The 17,065-nt window shown below is 38.3% G+C and carries 16 protein-coding genes; 13 read left to right on the forward strand and 3 right to left on the reverse strand.

Annotation, left to right across the window (positions count from 1 at the left end; genetic code table 11):
• Positions 1 to 121: 121 nt before the first annotated feature.
• Positions 122 to 1,108 (forward strand): BMP family ABC transporter substrate-binding protein, encoded by a 987-nt coding sequence (locus tag LJY09_RS01560; protein ID WP_028412512.1) that lies wholly within the window; start codon positions 122 to 124, stop codon positions 1,106 to 1,108.
• A 23-nt stretch (positions 1,109 to 1,131) separates the two neighbouring features.
• Complete coding sequence (locus LJY09_RS01565; RefSeq protein WP_155010619.1) at positions 1,132 to 2,937, forward strand: ATP-binding protein; 1,806 nt, start codon at positions 1,132 to 1,134, stop codon at positions 2,935 to 2,937.
• Positions 2,938 to 2,963: 26 nt separating this feature from the next.
• Here LJY09_RS01565 and map read toward each other — a convergent pair whose 3' ends face one another.
• Entirely contained in the window at positions 2,964 to 3,710 is a 747-nt protein-coding gene (gene map, locus LJY09_RS01570; RefSeq protein ID WP_025752900.1) for a type I methionyl aminopeptidase, read from the reverse strand.
• Between the two features lie 333 nt (positions 3,711 to 4,043).
• Between map and LJY09_RS01575 the strand changes: the two genes are divergently transcribed.
• The 4 genes from LJY09_RS01575 (at position 4,044) to LJY09_RS01590 (ending at position 8,567) form a co-directional block, all read left to right on the forward strand.
• Entirely contained in the window at positions 4,044 to 5,108 is a 1,065-nt protein-coding gene (locus tag LJY09_RS01575; RefSeq protein ID WP_155010620.1) for a lactonase family protein, read from the forward strand.
• 272 nt (positions 5,109 to 5,380) lie between these two features.
• Positions 5,381 to 6,394, forward strand: a complete 1,014-nt coding sequence (locus LJY09_RS01580; RefSeq protein WP_033580819.1) for a nitronate monooxygenase — start codon at positions 5,381 to 5,383, stop codon at positions 6,392 to 6,394.
• Between the two features lie 63 nt (positions 6,395 to 6,457).
• On the forward strand, positions 6,458 to 7,279 hold the full coding sequence (locus LJY09_RS01585) for a MerR family transcriptional regulator (protein WP_028412508.1): 822 nt from the start codon (positions 6,458 to 6,460) through the stop codon (positions 7,277 to 7,279).
• A 67-nt stretch (positions 7,280 to 7,346) separates the two neighbouring features.
• Positions 7,347 to 8,567, forward strand: a complete 1,221-nt coding sequence (locus tag LJY09_RS01590) for a multidrug effflux MFS transporter (protein ID WP_047751756.1) — start codon at positions 7,347 to 7,349, stop codon at positions 8,565 to 8,567.
• Positions 8,568 to 8,608: 41 nt separating this feature from the next.
• Here the strand turns inward: LJY09_RS01590 and LJY09_RS01595 are convergent, their stop codons facing one another.
• On the reverse strand, positions 8,609 to 9,265 hold the full coding sequence (locus LJY09_RS01595) for a hypothetical protein (RefSeq protein WP_165573877.1): 657 nt from the start codon (positions 9,263 to 9,265) through the stop codon (positions 8,609 to 8,611).
• A gap of 214 nt (positions 9,266 to 9,479) precedes the next feature.
• Between LJY09_RS01595 and LJY09_RS01600 the strand changes: the two genes are divergently transcribed.
• From LJY09_RS01600 to LJY09_RS01630, 7 genes are all read left to right on the forward strand, one after another.
• On the forward strand, positions 9,480 to 10,001 hold the full coding sequence (locus tag LJY09_RS01600) for a M15 family metallopeptidase (RefSeq protein ID WP_048021637.1): 522 nt from the start codon (positions 9,480 to 9,482) through the stop codon (positions 9,999 to 10,001).
• Between the two features lie 475 nt (positions 10,002 to 10,476).
• Positions 10,477 to 11,205, forward strand: a complete 729-nt coding sequence (locus LJY09_RS01605; RefSeq protein ID WP_028410185.1) for an amino acid ABC transporter ATP-binding protein — start codon at positions 10,477 to 10,479, stop codon at positions 11,203 to 11,205.
• A gap of 21 nt (positions 11,206 to 11,226) precedes the next feature.
• Positions 11,227 to 12,042 (forward strand): transporter substrate-binding domain-containing protein, encoded by an 816-nt coding sequence (locus tag LJY09_RS01610; RefSeq protein ID WP_033580702.1) that lies wholly within the window; start codon positions 11,227 to 11,229, stop codon positions 12,040 to 12,042.
• A 74-nt stretch (positions 12,043 to 12,116) separates the two neighbouring features.
• A complete protein-coding gene (locus tag LJY09_RS01615) occupies positions 12,117 to 12,755 on the forward strand; it encodes an amino acid ABC transporter permease (protein ID WP_140451841.1) in 639 nt (212 codons plus the stop codon).
• 14 nt (positions 12,756 to 12,769) lie between these two features.
• Positions 12,770 to 13,420: an amino acid ABC transporter permease gene (locus LJY09_RS01620; RefSeq protein ID WP_099330582.1), complete on the forward strand. Its 651-nt coding sequence runs from the start codon at positions 12,770 to 12,772 to the stop codon at positions 13,418 to 13,420.
• A gap of 225 nt (positions 13,421 to 13,645) precedes the next feature.
• Positions 13,646 to 15,001, forward strand: a complete 1,356-nt coding sequence (locus LJY09_RS01625) for an amino acid permease (RefSeq protein WP_028412503.1) — start codon at positions 13,646 to 13,648, stop codon at positions 14,999 to 15,001.
• Between the two features lie 127 nt (positions 15,002 to 15,128).
• Complete coding sequence (locus LJY09_RS01630) at positions 15,129 to 16,406, forward strand: DUF445 domain-containing protein (RefSeq protein ID WP_034327421.1); 1,278 nt, start codon at positions 15,129 to 15,131, stop codon at positions 16,404 to 16,406.
• A gap of 37 nt (positions 16,407 to 16,443) precedes the next feature.
• Here LJY09_RS01630 and LJY09_RS01635 read toward each other — a convergent pair whose 3' ends face one another.
• Positions 16,444 to 16,983: a PepSY domain-containing protein gene (locus LJY09_RS01635; protein WP_155010622.1), complete on the reverse strand. Its 540-nt coding sequence runs from the start codon at positions 16,981 to 16,983 to the stop codon at positions 16,444 to 16,446.
• Positions 16,984 to 17,065 lie beyond the last annotated feature (82 nt).

The raw sequence follows: 17,065 nt of genomic DNA on the forward strand, positions 1-17,065 counted from the left end.
TGTTAAAAAAGGTAAGATATGAAAGAAATGTCGAAAAAAGTTGGAATTTCGTTAAAGATGTAGTCTTTTTAGATGCTTTTTTTATATAATGAAAGTATGCTAAACAAAAAGGAGAAGGTCTATGCAACGATCAAGACAGTTAAGGCTGATTTTATTGCTTGCCCTGATTGTTGTCGCTTCGTTTTTAATTATTATTGTTTCGAAAACACAAGGGATTATAAGTCAGCAAACGACAAAAAAAGTAGAAAACACAAGCGTTGCAATTCTCACCTCTGATGTACTGACAGATCAAAGCTGGGGCAGTCTAGCTTATAAAGGAAAAATCAACATCGAGCAGAAGTACCCCGTTTCGGCTCAAGTTATTAGCGAAGTAAATACGAACCAAAAAATGAAGGAAGCTGCTGAAAAAGTTATTCAAAATGGAACAAAAGTCGTAATTGGACATGGAAGAGAATTTTCTACCGTTTTTACAGAACTCGCTCCTAAGTATCCTCATGTTCATTTCGTCACCATTCACGGTACTTCACGTTATAAAAACCAAACTGTATATACATTTGATCAAACAAAAATAGAGTATCTGGCAGGCACGGCAGCTGCCATGAAGACACGAACGAAAAAAATTGGATTAATTGATGCATTTGAAGCACGCGAAAAAAATCCAGGGTTTGAAAAAGGCCTAAAAGCGTCTGATTCCTCAATTGCTTTTTATTATCGAGTGGTAAACAGCCGAGACGATGGAGCAAAAGCAGTAAAGCTGCTCCGTGAGTTAAAAGATGAAGGCGTCGATATCGTCTATGCTAAAGGAAATTCATATAATCAAGAAGTGATTCAAGAAGCGAAAAAACAAAAAATGTACGTAATAGGATATTTAGATGATCAGGCGTATATGGGGAGGTCTGTTATTTTAACAAGTGTGATAAATGATGTTCCTCAAGCTTACAACGCGATTATGAAAGACTATTTTAGTAAAAAGGGCCTTCGATCTGGAGAAGTCAAACTTGATGCCCGGGATGGTGTTTATAAGCTTGCGCCTTTTGGACCAATGTACAGTAAACAAGAAAAACAAATATTATATTCGAAAGTTAGAATGTCTACACAGCCGAAGTAACTATGAAAAAGAAAGAGATGATTATGAATCAATTATTTCGCAACATGTCATTCCGTAGCCAAATATTAACGATTCTTCTTTTGATTACATTCATGTTAAGCGGGTTCTCTTTAGTTTTAGTGCATGCCATTGATAAAATGAATCATGTAAGCAACGAAATTAAAGATGAAGATGTTCCTCAAATGGTGTGGCTTTCTTATTGGGAAGAGCAGCTGAACATAAAAGAATACATTGTGAAAAATAATCTAAAGAACCCCACTGTCTCTTTGATAGAAGAATATCAATCATATGATACACGAGTTATTGAAGACAATGAAAAGTATAAGCAGCCTGTGCCAAAATCGTTGATTCCACTGAAGGAAAAAATTGAGCTGCTTGATTTCAAGATTTCTAATAACGTGCAGGGACTGCTGAAGTACGGAGATATAGAGGGAGCAAAAGAGTATCTTAAGAGAAATTATTTGCCGGATCTGCATCAGATAAAAAAAGATATTAATAGTTCAAAAGAAGAGACGGTTGATTCACTTGATACACTATCAGATACACTGTCTGTTATTATTAAAGATTCATTAATTTTACTATTAATTTTAACAGTAAGTGCTATTGTGGCTTCTCTTTATGTTTCTTATCGTATGAGTGCAAGCCTTACGAAACCAATTGAACAAATGATTGAAAAAGTGAATGACATTGCAGACGGAGAATACGGTCTTGTTCTTCAAGACACAAAGCAAATCGAGCTGAAGCAGCTTTCGGCTTCTATCAATCAAATGTCGGTTAGTTTAGAAGATTCATTTTGGAAAATCATTAAAGATAAAGCATATCGCCAGCAGATCTTAAATTCACTGCCTGTTGGAATTATCACAATAGAAGATGAGACAAATAGTATATTTGCTAATACCTCAGCAAAACAGTTTTTAGATCTCGATGAAAAGGATATTTGCCGGTATATGAAGGAATGTCCTCAATATAATACTGAATTTTGGAGCATGTTGAATTCGGGAGAAATTCACGAAAATAAAAAAGTATTATTTGGAACGAAAGAGACGTGCTATTGCTTTTTAGCCTCTCAAACGCAGCTGTTTAATGAGAAGAACGAAAGCATTGGAAGGATTTTTTATTTCATTGATATATCGGATACCGAAGAATTAGAAAAGCGAATGCATCAGTCTGAGAAACTTGCCTTGGTTGGAGAAGTGGCAGCCGGAGCTGCTCATGAGATTCGTAATCCTCTTGCCGTGATTCATGGATTTATATCTCTTATGAATCAGTCTCTTTCTGATGAGGAGAAAAAGCGTTTTTACCTGCCTCTGCTTATGAAAGAACTAGAGAGGATTAATTACATCATTGAAGAAATGCTGTTGTTATCAAAGCCTGGGACTCCGGTGATGAAAAAAGTCAGCATGCAGGATATTATTAATGAGTTATTGCCTTTGATTACTCACTCAAGCAAATTTACAGAAAAAGATAAGCTTATTTTCGATGTGAAATTGCAGCCGCATGTATTAAAGGTAGATGAAAAACAAATCAAACAAGTTCTTCATAATTTAATTCGAAACAGTATGGAAGCCATGGATGGAGAGGGAGTTATTACAATCTACTCGCAGGTTCATGAAGATAGCTACTGTCTATACATTGAAGATACTGGAAAAGGTATTCCAGTTCATATGCAGCAGTCGCTGTACCAGCCGTTTTCCACGTCAAAAGATAGTGGCACAGGTCTTGGTCTGCCCATTGCTCAGCGTATTCTAGAAAGCCACGGAGGACAGATTAAATTATTATCTACTTCTTCCCGCGGCACAGTTTTTGTTATTAAATTTCCTCTACATTAAGAAAACAGCCTCAAAAGGGCTGTTTTTTAATGTGCTGTTAAAATAAGAGGACCGTTTTTCGTAATCGCAAGCGTATGTTCAAATTGAGCGGATAATTTACCGTCTGTTGTACGAGCAGTCCAACCGTTTTTATCCATTTTAGAATGCCATGTACCAGCGTTTACCATTGGCTCAATTGTAATAACCATACCTTCTTTTAAACGTGTACCTTTGCCAGCTTTTCCGTAGTGAAGAATTGTAGGCGCTTCGTGCATGGTATTTCCAATTCCATGTCCTGTGAAGTCGCGTACGACAGAGAATTTTTCGCCTTCTACATAGCTTTGAATAGCGTGGCCGATGTCACCTGTACGGTTTCCTGGCTGTGCTTGCTCGATTCCTTTTAAAAGCGCTTCGTATGTAACATCTACTAGACGCTGTGCTTCGTCTGAAATGTCTCCAACGGTATGAGTCCATGCAGAATCTGCTAAGCCTCCGTTTAAATTTACAACCATATCAATGGTTACGATATCCCCGTCTTTTAACGGTTTAGTTGTTGGAAAACCGTGGCAAATTTCATCATTCAAAGAAGCGCACGTTGCATATTGATATCCTTTGTATCCTTTTTGTTCCGGCGTTGCTCCGTGCTTTGCTAAGTACTCTTCAACAAATTTATCAATTTGCATTGTTGTTATGCCTGGTTTGATCATTTTAGCGATTTCTTTATGACAAGAAGCTAATAATTTACCTGCTTCGTGCATTAAATTAATTTCGCGTTCACTTTTTAATGTGATCATTGTTGTTCACTCCTTTTTTGATGTAACTTTACGAAAAAAGTTGAGCAGCGGTTATAGCGATGGAAGTCGACTATTCATCAGCCCATTCTTCTTTGTTTGAAAATCTAAGAAATACAGGAACCGTCTGCTATTGGGCGATATAAAATCATCCTTAATCATAACGCCCAATGGTAGGAAAATGCAAGATGCAGGCTTAAAAAGGAAGGGTTTGACGCTAGGCATGTAGGGAAAACTGATAAATGAACGTTGAATTGGAGCATTCTCTATAACAAATGCGGTATGATATAGTAAAATAAATGAAACAAAACAATTCTTTAGGAGGGGTATAGGAAAATGAGTGAACATGGAAAATTTATTGGATTTGCAGGTACATATACAAAAGCAGGCAGTGAAGGTGTCTATACATTTACGTTAGATACGAAGGCTAAAAAAATTGTAGAAGTAAAAGCCGTGGCTAAAATTGAAAATCCTACATACTTAAATGCAAGCAAAGACAACGAACATCTTTATACAGTTATTAAAGAAGGAGAAAAAGGCGGCGTAGCTGCTTTTAAGGTTGATCCAAACACAGGGCAATTGAAGTTTGTAAACAAACAGCTGCTAGACGGCGCGCCTCCTTGCTACGTTTCAGTGAATGAAGATAATACGCTTGTTTTATCTGCTAACTTTCATAAAGGGAGCGTTGAGACGTATTCTGTTAATGAAGAAACAGGAGAAATTGAATATGTAGCATCCGTAGTGGAACATCCTCATTCAGACCTCAAAAAAGGACAAAAAGGAAAACCACACGTACACTATGCCGATTTTACTCCTGGAGAAAAGCACGTGGCCGTTGTGGACTTAGGTATTGATGAAATCGTGACATATGAAGTGGAAGAGAATAAATTGAAGGAAGTCAACAGCCTTTCTATATCTGTTGGTTCTGGCCCTAGACATTTAACGTTCCATCCAAATGGCCGCTATGCGTATGCAATGACAGAATTCAGCTCCGAAGTTTTATTTTTAACGTATGACGAAAGCACAGGAAGCTTTACTCAACAACAAGCTACTTTAGCAATTCCGGCTGATTTTACAGAAAATAATCAAGGGAGTGCGATCCACATTTCTTCAGACGGCCGCTTTGTCTATGCAGGAAACCGCGGACATAACTCGATTGCAACATTCAAAGTAGACCAGGATTCTGGACAGTTAACATTCGTAGAATGGACAGGCACTGAAGGCGACTGGCCGCGCGATTTTGTTTTAGATCCAACGGAACAATTTATTGTGGCGTCTAATCAAGAGACAGGAAACTTGGTGCTGTTTGAAAGAGACCAAGAAAATGGAAAGCTAACGCTTCTTCAATCTAACGTTACGGTTCCAGAAGCTGTATGCGTAAAGTTCCTCCACTATAAGTAATCGATGTAGAAAGCCAGACCTGATCCAAAAACAATCAGGTCTGGCTTTCTAAACCTAAGCGGCTGTCACTCCCCTTTCGGGGTTAGTGCCATCCGCATAGGTGAACCTTTGAGGGAATAGTTAGGTAGTGCGCATTCCTAAGCGTCATTTATGATCCCAATTTTTGAAATGAGCATAATCTATATATGGAAGAAAAGCCCTTTTGGAGGGCTTTTTTTTCTGGGGTTGTAGTAGAATGAAGAGAGAACGCATGAAGGGCTGAGGTGATAAGTGTGGAAAATATATGTGAGTATCCAATTGTACAAGCTCCTATGGCAGGAGGAGTTTCGACGCCTAAACTAGCTGCAGCTGTATCTAATAGCGGAGGGCTAGGGTTTTTAGCCGCGGGATATAAAAGTGCGCGTGAATTGGAGCAGGAAATTATAGAGATGCACTCACTTACGAAAAAACCTTTTGGAGTAAATCTGTTTGTTCCGACAAATGAAAAAGTAGCAGTTGATGCACTTGATTGTTATCAAAAAGAATTGTCAAAAGCCGCTGGATATTTGGAGTGTCAAGTTGGCATACCAAAGAATGATGATGATGAATGGAGTGCCAAGCTCGACATCATTCAAAAACATCGAGTACCTGCTGTGAGCTTTACATTTGGGTGCCCGGATCGAGAGATTGTAGCAAGCTTAAAGGGAATTGGAAGTCATATTTTCGTTACGATTACAACACCTCAAGAAGCCGAAGTGGCTTTGAGAGCAGGAGCAGATGCGCTGTGCTTGCAAGGAATCGAAGCCGGCGGCCATCGGTCTACTTTTTTAGAGAGTTCGGTGGACTTTTCGCTTATAAATTTGCTAAAAGAAGTCCGTCTAATCACTAAAAAGCCATTAATTGCTGCGGGAGGCTTGATGACGGGGTCTGACATTAAACGCGTGTTACAGGAAGGTGCTTCTGCTGCGCAGTTAGGTACGGCTTTTATTTGTTGTCCAGAAAGCGGAGCGAGTGCTCTTCATAAAGAAAGCATTCTTCAAAAGCGTTTTAATGAAACAGGTGTTACAAGAGCTTTTACAGGGAAACGTGCTAGAGGATTTGTGAATGCTTTTTTTATTTCCTATGATAAATCAGCACCATCCGCTTACCCTCATATTCATTACATGACAAAGCCTATTCGAACAAAAGCTACACAAATGAATAATCCAGAGTACACTTCTTTGTGGGCAGGAACTGGATTTACGCTGGCAAAAGAACTGCCTGCACATCTTATTGTGGAAGAGCTTGTACAAGAACTAAATGAATGATGAGAATTACGGTGTTGCTTGCTTTAAGTGCAAGCAGCTTTACATAAAGAAGGTGAACTTATAGTGCAAAACAAATTTACGATTGGGCAAATGGCCAGACTGCACGATATTCCAATTAAAACACTTCGCTATTATGATGAAATTGGCCTGTTCGAGCCTTATGAAGTTGATCCGCAAACCGGTTATCGTTACTATACGTTAGAACAATTTAAAAAATTAGATATCATTGTCTATTTAAAGCTGATGGGAGTTCCGTTAAAAGAAATTAAAAGAAAGATGGAGCACAGCAGCTTGGATGAATTTATTGAAACTTTAGCGGAATATCAGAAGGTAACAAAAGAAAAAATTCGTCACCTTCAAAGAGTGAATGCCCAGTTAACAACTCGAATGAAGGAATTAGAACAGACGAGACATATTAACCAAATAGGAGCCCCGTTCATCAAACACCTTCCTTCTCGTGAAGTTGTGCAAGTAAAAGCAGAGGTAGGTACGTTAGACGGAACTGAAAGTGTTCTCCGTGATTTAAAAAAGAAAATTAGTCATATTACCCCGATTATGATTGGGAAAGTAGGGTTTATACTATCTGTAGAAAACACAAAAAAACAACAATTTACAGATTACGATGGCATTTTTTTATTGGTCGAAAGCGATGTTTCTTTTAAGCATGAACTCGTTACGTTAATACCTGAAGGCGATTACGCATCTATTTATATGAGAGAAAAGAGAGATACCACAGGAGTCTATTACGATACGTTACTGAACTTTATTAAAGCCGAAGGATACAAAGCAGAAGGGCCTTTTTTAATTCGGCGAATTGTAGATTCATTTATTTCTCATCATGAAGAAGAGCGGCTGACGGAAATTCAAATTCGAATTACGTCTTGACTATCCAGTTGCTGGAGGGTTTAAGATGAGACTATTGTAAAACTGCTGAAGGGAGAGACAACAATAGATGAATCAGCAAAGTATTTCCCAAGGAATGTCTTTAAGCCGAGGAAATCGCATTTTATTTATTTTAATTTTGGGTTCACTAAGCGCATTTGGACCGTTATCAATTGATATGTATTTGCCAGCGCTGCCGACGCTTGCTAAAGAACTGCATACGTCAGCTTCTTTAGCCCAGGTCAGTCTGACAGCTTGCTTATTAGGCTTGGCATTTGGGCAAGTGGTAATGGGGCCATTCAGTGATATCCGGGGAAGGAAAAAGCCGCTTGTAGCAGCATTAATCACCTATGCAGTTGCCTCTGTGTTATGCGTGTTTGCGCCTTCTATTTGGATTTTTATCGTTTTACGATTTATTCAAGGCATGGCGGGAGCAGCAGGAATGGTTATTTCAAGAGCAAGCGTGCGAGACTTGTTTTCAGGTTCGGATTTAACAAAGTTTTTCTCCATGCTCATGCTCGTAAATGGTTTAGCTCCCATTTTGGCTCCGGTTGCCGGTGGACAGCTGCTGACGGTTATGTCGTGGCGCGGAGTATTTGGTGTATTAGCCGTAATTGGTGCACTAATGTTTTTTGCCGTTTTATTTGGCTTGAAAGAAACGCTGCCGGCTGAACGCCGTAAAGAAGGTGGATTAACAGAAGTACTGCGTACATTTAGCGTATTGCTAAAAGATAGTGTCTTCGTGGGATATGCGCTGGCGCAAGGTTTTATTATGAGCGCTATGTTTGCTTATATTTCAGGCTCTACATTTGTTCTTCAAGACATTTATGGACTGTCTCCGCAGATGTTCAGTTTTGTTTTTGCTATTAACGGTTTTGGTCTCATTATAGCTACTCAAGTGACAGGACGTTTAGCTGGTAAAGTAAAAGAAGCTACTCTTCTCATGTATGGATTGCTTCAAGCAGCCGTTGGAAGCGTGCTTTTAGTGGCTGTAATTGCTACTCACACATCCGTTATTTTGGTCTGCATCTTGCTTTTCTTTGTTGTATCAAGCGTAGGAATTGTGAACACAACCGTTTTTTCACTTGCTATGCAAAATCAAGCTTCTAATGCAGGGAGTGCTTCAGCGCTTCTAGGATTGCTGCCGTTCTTGCTCGGAGCAGCCGTAGCTCCTCTTGTGGGACTTGGAGGAGGGCAAAATGCTCTGCCGATGGGCATTGTGATTATGGTCTGTGATTTATTAGCATTAGGTGTATACATGGCATTAGTGAAACGGAAAACTGCATCATAAAAAATCTACTTGGCTCTCAACAGCCAAGTAGATTTTTTTAGTTATTGAGCTTTGTGCTCGTTCTTTTCAAACGGCATTGTGACACCGAGTTTTTGAATTTCTTTTTTTGCATTTTCTAAAATGGTTTCGGCCTTAGCTTTTGTTTCAGCATCTAAACCATTTAGAAAATCTTTCTTTTTAGCAGGAAGATCTACGCCAAGTTCTTTTAATTTGGCTTCAGCTTGTTCCTTAGTCAGCGTGCCATCGCGAAGCTGATCCATAATAGCTTTGGCTTTTTTCTTAGTGGCTGCATCTAGATTGCTAAAAGGACCACCTTTATGTTCAGGGAAGTCTACGCCAAGTTCTTTTAATTTGGCTTCAGCTTGTTCCTTAGTCAGGGTGCCGTCGCGAAGCTGATCCATAATAGCTTTGGCTTTTGCCTTTGTACCAGCATCTAAATTGCTAAAGGGGCCTTCTTTATGATGCTGAGGTAAGCTTACGCCGAGTTTCTGTAATTTTTCCTGTGCTTTTTTCATAATATCATCAACTTTTTGTTGTGTTGCATCACTCGTAGTTGTTGTATTGCCATTTGTTCGCTCTACAACCGTTGAAGAGCTTGTTTCATCTTTGCTTGCTGCAAATACCGTGGAGTTTGCAGCGGCCATAACTCCTAGTGTTAAACCGCTTGCCATGATATAACCGAATAGTTTCTTTTTCATGCTGTTGTCACTCCTTAAAAGTTATAGGGGTGTGGTACAGAGCTGTCCACAATTGTTAATGTAACCACCAATAGTGAAAAAATGGTGAAAATAGATAAAAAACGAAAAAATATAGACGTTTGTTGAACACTACAGCTCTTTTATTGGATAACAAAATGAAATTCGATATGATTTTATCTAAGTAACAGCAAAAAAGAATGGAGACTTTATATAGATGAACGTTCTTAAAAAATTGGCAATAGCTTTGATAGTTGTGATAGCGGTAAGCCTGTTATTTTTGTTTCGCGATGAGTTAAAGCCAGGTCCAACGTTAAAAGATTTTTCAGGAGCAGCTGAGTTGCATCCTGTCGTAGAAGAAAAGAAAAATAAACTTGTTCAACAAGCAAACGACCAAGGAATCTCGATTGTCATTACGGAAGGTTTCCGTTCAAAAGAAGAACAAGATAAGCTTTATGCAAAAGGCAGGACGGAAGAAGGCAACATTGTTACCTATTCAAAGGGCGGCCAGTCTTATCATAACTATGGACTAGCTATTGATTTTGCTATTGGGTTAAAAGACGGACAAGTTATTTGGGACATGAAATATGACGGTAATAACAATAATCGGTCTGATTGGATGGAGGTTGTAGATATCGCAAAAAGTTTAGGGTTTGAATGGGGAGGAGATTGGCAAGGTTTTAAAGACTATCCGCATTTTCAAATGAGTCCGGAAAATATAAAAGGCCACACACGCTAATAAAGCGTGTGTTTTTTAGAGAAATAATATAATTTCACTATATTTATGTCAGAACCTCTAACATGAATGGAAGCTTGTATTTACTTTTTTATTAATTTACTGCTAAGAGAATTATATATATTAATATAATAAAGTGATAGACAGATAATTAGAAAAAGGGCTGATTAGAGAGAACTGCCCTAGAAAAATGAAAGACAATTCGTATAAAGATATGCGTTAACTAATATAATCTATTGATTAAGCTTATACAAGTACCTTCAGCCTAGCGAACGTATGCTTACATATCGGCAAATGCCAACAAAACCTTTTATTTTTCTAGCATATTTTATTTGAAGATAGTTCATTTTGATTACAAAAAAGAGATAATTTGTCAACTGTTGACTTTGCTTTAAGGGTAAGAATATAATTTTTAACATATTTTAAATATTTTAAAAATTTAAATATTTATTGTTGTTCGCAGATTAGGAGGAGGAAAATGATTGTTTTTGACGGAGTGAACAAATATTACGGTGATTTTCACGTATTAAAAGATATCAATTTAACGATTAAAAAAGGTGAAGTTGTCGTCGTAATTGGACCTTCGGGTTCGGGTAAAAGCACGATGCTGCGATGCATAAATTATTTAGAAACAATATCTAACGGACAATTGACGGTAAATAATATATTAGTTGCAGATAAAAAAACAAATATTAACAAACTGCGCCGCAATATAGGTATGGTGTTTCAGCATTTTTATTTATATCCGCACAAAACGGTTTTAGAAAATATCACCTTAGCGCCTATGAAAGTACTGGGACAGTCGTCAGAAGAAGCTAAGAAAACAGCTCTATACTATTTGGATAAAGTAGGAATCGGTGAAAAAGCCAACGCCTACCCATCCCAGCTTTCAGGCGGCCAGCAGCAGCGTGTAGCCATTGCGAGGGGACTTGCGATGAAACCAGAGATTATGCTTTTTGATGAGCCTACCTCTGCTCTTGATCCAGAAATGATTGGAGAAGTGCTGGATGTCATGAAAACATTGGCTAAAGAAGGAATGACGATGGTAGTTGTAACTCATGAAATGGGGTTTGCTAAAGAAGTAGCAGACCGCATTGTATTTATGGATCAAGGAAAAATCTTAGAAGAGGCAACTCCGGCTGAGTTTTATGAAAACCCGCAAGAAGAAAGGGCACGTTTATTTCTTAGCCGTATTTTAAATCATTAATTGTTTAATAGGGGGAGTAATATGAAGAAATCAAAAACGTTTTTAAAGGCAGCCGTGCTTTCATTAGCAGCGGCTATGATGTTAGCGGCTTGTGGAGGGAAAAGTGAAGAAACGAGTGGATCATCAGCTAAAAAAGATGCGCTCACTGAAATCAAAGACAGAGGGAAAATTGTCATTGGAGTTAAAAATGATACGCGTTTGTTTGGCTTAAAGAATCCAAAGACGGGTGAAGTAGAAGGTTTTGATGTTGATATTTCTAAGCAGCTGGCTAAAGAGATTTTAGGAGATGAAAACAAGGTAGAATTTAAAGAAGTTACGTCCAAAACAAGGGTTCCTCTTCTTCAAAAAGGAGATATTGACGCTGTTGTTGCAACAATGACCATCACAGATGAGCGTAAAAAAGAAGTGGATTTTACGGATGTGTATTTTCAAGCTGGCCAGTCTCTTCTTGTGAAAAAAGGCAGTAAAATTAAAAGCGTTGATGATTTGAAGAAAGGTACTAAAGTGTTGGCTGTTAAAGGATCAACTTCAGCTATTAATATTCGCGAAAAAGCACCGGAGACAACGGTATTAGAGTTTGAAAACTATGCAGAAGCATTTACCGCTTTAAAATCTAAGCAAGGAGATGCTTTAACAACTGATGATGCTATTCTTTATGGAATGGCTGATGAAGATCCTTCTTATGAATTAGTAGGAAAGCCGTTCACAGAAGAGCCTTATGGCATTGCTGTGAAAAAAGGAAACAAAGAGCTTGTAGATGCATTAAACGATGCGCTTAAAAAGATGAAAGACTCTGGAAAATATGATGAAATTCACGACAAGTGGATCAAACAATAAGCGTACAGTTTTCTTTTCTCAGGATGAGCAGCATTATGCTCATCCTGCTTGTTTAGTTGAAAGGAGGAAGAAAATTGCTGGATTTTTCAATTCTGACGAACAATATGGATCTTTATTTAGAAGGTTTTAAGTACACCATTATCGCCAGTCTGATTGCTTTAGTGGCCAGTTTTGTACTTGGTACAATCATTGCGGTAATGCGAATAGCTCCTTTCAAAATAGTAAATGTAATTGGCACTGTCTACGTAGAGTTTATTCGAAATATTCCACTTGTGGTTATCGTCTTTTTTATTTTTATTGTGGCAGGAATCAGCGGTACAGCAGCCGGAGTGCTGGGATTAACTATTTATACGGCAGCTTTTATCGCCGAAGCTATACGAGCGGGAATTATGGCAGTTCCAAAAGGGCAGCTTGAAGCGGCGCGTTCATCCGGCCTTACGTACGGTCAGGCGATGCGATTCATTATATTGCCTCAAGCCATTAAAATTGTCATTCCTCCTCTTGGGAATCAATTTATTAATTTAGTGAAAAACTCATCCGTGCTAGGGATTGTTGCTGGTTTTGATTTAATGTATCAGGCAGATCTTGTTTCCTCTCGAACTTACGTAGTGTTTGATGTGTATATTTTTGTGGCCTTATTCTATTTAGTTCTAACCATTCCGTTGAGTTTAGGAGTTGGTTATCTTGAGAAACGTCTTGGTAAAACAAGCTGAAAGGAGTGAAAGTGATGGATTTTATGAGTGCTTATTCTCCTGATCACCTTTCCTTCTTAGTAGAAGGATTTTGGGTCACTTTAAAAGTGGCATTCATTTCGATTGTGTTAAGTTTTCTTATTGGAAGTATAGTAGGTATTTTAAGGTATGCCCGCATTCCAGTTCTGTCTCATGTACTCGCTTTTGTCGTAGAAATTATCCGGAATTTGCCGCTTCTTTTAATCATCTTTTTTACATACTTTGCTTTACCTGAAATCGGAATTGATATGGAAATTACGTCAGCAGCGATTGTGGCCCTCACTGTATTTGAATCTGCTATGATTTCAGAAATTATCCGAAGCGGATTAAAATCAATTGAAAAAGGACAAATTGAAGCGGCACGTTCATCAGGTTTAAACTATTACCAAACGCTTCGTTTTATTGTATTGCCACAAGCTTTGCGACGAATGGTACCTCCTTTAGTTAGTCAATTTATTTCATTATTAAAAGATACGTCGCTTGCAGTGGTCATCGCGCTTCCTGATTTGCTGCATAATGCTCAAATCATTTATGGACAGAAACAAAGTTACGTGGTGCCGATGTTTTTGATCATTGCGATGATGTATTTTATTGTAAACTATGCTTTATCAATCATTGCACGAAGACTAGAAGTCAAAAGGGTGTAGATACTCTTTTGACTTTATTTTTGGAAAATAAATAACATTGACAATGCATTGTTGCAACGCATAAAATGACTAAAGTAACAGTGATTAAATGAGATTATTTTCATTCATTATATAGAAGAAAAAAACAGTGTTGGTCCAACCCCTACTGAATATCCGGTAGGGGTTTTTGTGCAAGAAGTGATTTGGTTAAACTAACACGTAAAATGAACAGAAGGGACGGGCATTATGGAAAAACAAGATCAAAATTTAAAAAAAGGTCTGTTGCCTCGTCATGTGCAGCTCATTGCACTTGCCGGCATGATTGGGACAGGCATTTTTAAAGGTAGCGCTGACACGCTAGGTATTGCAGGACCAAGTGTTGTACTTGCGTATTTATTTGGCGGCCTTATCTTATTTATTGTAATGACGGCACTAGCGGAGATGGCAATTGTCTATCCGAATATGAACGTACAAAATTTAGTGCATAAGGCATTCGGTACGCAAACCTCTTTCATTGTAGGGTGGCTGTACTGGGTGAACTGGATTGTTGTGACGGTTGTTGAACTGCTTGCGGGAGGAAGCTTTTTGAAGTTTTGGTTCCCTTCTGTACCTCTTTGGCTCTTAAGCTTTCTCTGTGCAGTGCTGATTGTAGGGATGAATTTATTTCAAGTGAAGTATTACGGAGAAATTGAGTTTTGGTTTGCCGGTATTAAAGTAATTGCTCTTACTGCTTTTATCATTTTGGGAGCTTTCATTTTATTCGGTGTAATTCCAAGCGATGTGCAAAATCCTTGGGCAAATTATACGGCTCATGGAGGCTTTTTCCCTCACGGCATGAGCGGTGTGCTGAGCGCCTTTTTAATTGTGATGTTCTCTTACGGGGGAGCTGAACTAATTGGTGTGGCCGTAACGGAAACAAAAGATGTAAAAAACGTGTTACCGAAAGTAATTAAAGGCACAGTATGGCGAGTGATTGGCTTTTATATTTTGCCTATTTTAATTATTTGCGGCCTTATGCCCTGGAATTCTGTATCGGGGCAAGACAGTCCCTTTGTGCAAGTGTTTAGTATTACCGGTCTGCCAGGTGCGGCTCACATTATGAACTTCGTTTTATTGACGGCCGTTTTATCAGCAGCCAATTCAGGGATGTATGCAACTTCGCGTACGCTCTATGCTATGGCTCAAAGCGGAGAAGCATCCAAGCGCTTCTTGAAAGTTTCAAAAAATGGCATTCCGATTAACGGTTTGATGATTACGGCTGCTTGTATTTTAATAGGTTTGTTTTTAGCCTATAAGACGCCGGATAATGTAATTAGTTATTTAATGACTATTCCAGGTTTCACGATCATTCTCATTTGGGTGAGCATTTGTTTAGCTCAATTAAAGCTGCGTAAAGGGTATAAAGAAAAGCCGTTTTTTGCCTTAAAGTGGTTTCCTTATACAACGCTCTTTGCAACAGCAGCACTGCTTGTTATTTTTGTATCGTTTATGTTTAACAAAAACAATGTGATTGGATCAAGCGTATGTGCGGTTATCCTGGTCGTACTCCTCATTTTTTCATTTATTAATAAAAGTCGAAAAGAAAAAAAGTTTGAAGTATAGCAAAAAGGCAATATACTAGAAAGACGAGGGTAAAAGCTTGTCTTTCTTTTTTTGCGAAAATTTCTGTATCACGTTACATATTTCTAGATGAAATGTTTAGTTAAATAAATAAAGGATGAGGACTACAATGGAATCAAATAATGTATTTACAACAAACCCAAAAAAGAAATCAAAGCACTTGGCCACGATTTCTTTGGCGATTATGGGAGTGGGCTTCGTTGCCACCATGCCTTTTGGTGATTCAATTTGGGGTCGGTTGCTTCAAGGTGGGTTCGAAGCTGGATTAGTCGGGGGCTTAGCGGATTGGTTTGCAGTTACGGCTCTTTTTCGTCACCCTTTAGGCATTCCTATTCCACACACTGCGCTGCTTCCTAAAAACAGGCAGCGTATTACAAAAGGGTTAGTCTCAACGCTTGAAAACGACTGGCTGTCAAAAGAAAGCATTCAAGAAAAAGTAAAAAGAATTGCGTTTACAAAGCGTTTGCTTCCGATTGTTCGAAAAGGTGTTCATTCGGAAACGATTCAACAAAAAGGAACAGCACTGCTTGTTGATGCGATTAATCGTGTGGATACAGAGAAAGTAGTTCCTATTATTGAAAAAGAGCTCAAGTCATCGCTTTCAGCAATAGAGTTAAAGCCTATTGTGCATTCGGTTGTTGGAGAAGTGGTTAGAAATCAGTATGATGAAAAAGCACTTGATGTTCTTTTAAATAAGGGAGAGGGCTGGATTAAAAAAGAAGAAACGCAGTATCAGCTCGGAAGTATTGCTAAAAATGCGCTTGATAATATTGAGCTTGACGGTATTTTACAATTTGCTCTCAAATCATTTCAAAGCATGATTAACGAAGAGAAGCTAGGGTCTATTTTGCAAAATCTACTGCTTTCTATTACAGGTCGTCTTCGTAATGAAGATGATGAATATCGCCTTGCTTTGGTAAATGGAATTAGAAAAGAGCTGCAAGGCTTGGAGCACAATGAAGAGCTTCTTGAGAAATTAGAAGCATGGAAACAAAAAACGATTAATGAATTAAATGTAACGAATAAATTAACAGAAATCGTCGATAAAATGAAAGCGAAAGTGACGGCATTTATTGAAAGCCCTGAATTTATGAAAAGCTACGCCGTTCCTTACGTAGAGAGCTGGCTGAATGCTCTTGAAGGGGATGCACAGCGTCAAGAAGCAATTGATACGGCTATTCAAAAGCAAATCATGAGTTTTGTAGACGAGAATCATTCAAAAATTGGGCAGCTTGTTCAAGAAAACTTAGATAAATTAGATGATGAAACGCTTGTGGATATGATGGAAAACAATGTCGGAAAAGATTTGCAGTGGATTCGAGTGAACGGAGCTCTATGTGGATTCTTGATTGGTATTGTGTTAACGGTTATTAAATTAGCGGTATAAAAAAGAAGCACGCTCCTTTTGGAGCGTGCTTTTTCTATTAATCATCTATTTCTACACTGATTACGTCACCGTTTTTGGCATCTATTGAAACAGTTGCTTCACGTTTATCGGCTGTGTCAATTTCAATTTCATATACTAAACGGTTGTTTTCTTGTTCTAAATCCGTTTCATTCACGGTTCCTTTAGCACTTTTTAAAGCTGTTTTTATCGCTTGATCTAATGAAACAGCAGGGGAAACGTTTTGAAGATTCTCTTCTTTCTTATCTTCATCGTCTTTTTGTTCTTCATCAAATTCAATGATTTTACCGCTGTTGCTGTCAATATCTACATCGTATTCTTTATTACCTTTTGTGATGTCTACTTCATATTGTTTAACGCCGTCATCTACGGCTAATTGGATATTTGTAATGTCACCGCCTTCTGTTTTTTGAAGAGCAATGTCTTTTGCCTTTGCTTCTTCAATCGTTGTGGTTTGCTTCTTGTCATTGCTTTTAGACTGATCCGTCATGGCATATGCACTTGCACCTAATCCACCGACTAATACTGCACTGGCTAAAACAGTTGTAATAACTTTCATATGTTACGGCCTCCTTGATTTGTTGTTAAGACTATATTAGCCCATGAACTTTAAAGGAAAAGAAGAAGAAGTTTAAAATTTT

It is taken from the genome of Priestia sp. J2, assembly GCF_020790095.1.
Lineage (GTDB): Bacteria > Bacillota > Bacilli > Bacillales > Bacillaceae_H > Priestia > Priestia zanthoxyli.